Raw genomic sequence first — 1,141 nt, 5'->3', positions numbered from 1 at the left:
CATCACGGTAGCAAATATCACCAGTTAATTCTTGATACTTACAAAGAGCTAAGACCACATGAGCTGTACCGCCAAGCTTAATCTCTCCATTGATTTCTCGGAGAAATCTTACATCGCCCTCAGAATCAGAAGACAAGAGATTTAGTGTCTCCGTATAAAGCTGAAGACCCCTGTCCAGCGCTCGCTTTGCCTGGGCCAAATGAATCGCTTGCCGCGTAAACTCCCAACCCTCAAGAAGTGAGTAAGTTGAACTAAAATGACGAAGGGTATTATACGTGGGAATTCTCTTGTCAAAGCAAGGCCAGCGTCCATAGCAGTACTCTCCGTCAGCGCCGATCTGCCTGCTCAGATAGTGGGTTGACCGCTTTATCAGATCAGACAGAACAACGCAGTCATTCCAGTCATTGATTATTCGATAGCCTCTATATGGTCCATCAGCTTCAAGAAGACAGGCAGAAGAATGATCACAGAATCCAGATAGGGTCGAGAAGAGAAACATCTTCGCCTCGTCGTCTTGCGGCCAACCAAAAGGCACTCCAAAGCGATCTTGGGAGAACCTTCTAAGTAGAGTTTCACGAGGGAAGCTTTGTTTATGTTCTGGCGAGTAGAGAAGGCTCCAACCGAGAAGTTCTGCCTCCGTAATTGGTGTTGACAATTTCTCGCCGAAAGCGATACCATATTTGAAGTAGTTTCTTTTTGTTTTACTGAAAAGTTTTTTCAAGTCTCCCCAGGAGATTTCAGTGATATTGACAGCCACATCAATCCGTGCCCAGCGCCAGAGTGTTATACGCCGAAGATTAGAGAATTTTTTGTTAGCGATAATTCTTTTACATGAATCACGAACTGTCGGCGCTATTGCATCAGCAGTGACTGCTCGAGATCGACCATCTCCAAGACTAAGAAAGACGAGCCTTTTGCCTATTCCAAGGATGCCGGAATCACAAGTACTTGTGCTAAATTGATTGTCGAGCTCATCCGCCAAAGCGATGAGCCTAGCCAATGGTCCAGACATAACCCCCAATTCGCGAAGTGACAAAGGCCTTCAAACCCAGCAATATCGTTATAGACTTATAAAGGAACCGATTCGAGATGGCCGCCGAAAACAATATAGCCCTACCCGCCCTGAACGAACTTCTGATAT

1 protein-coding gene is annotated in these 1,141 nt (G+C 45.7%); it reads right to left on the bottom strand.

From position 1 onward, the window contains the following. A partial coding sequence (locus EBR25_14290) for a hypothetical protein (protein ID NBW42139.1) occupies window positions 1-1,012 on the bottom strand: 1,012 nt, incomplete at its 3' end. Window positions 1,013-1,141 lie beyond the last annotated feature (129 nt).

Source organism: bacterium (assembly GCA_009926305.1).
GTDB lineage: Bacteria > Bdellovibrionota_C > UBA2361 > UBA2361 > RFPC01 > RFPC01.
Note: the sequence above shows the minus strand (reverse complement) of the source record. Positions and strands in the feature narration are given on the sequence as shown.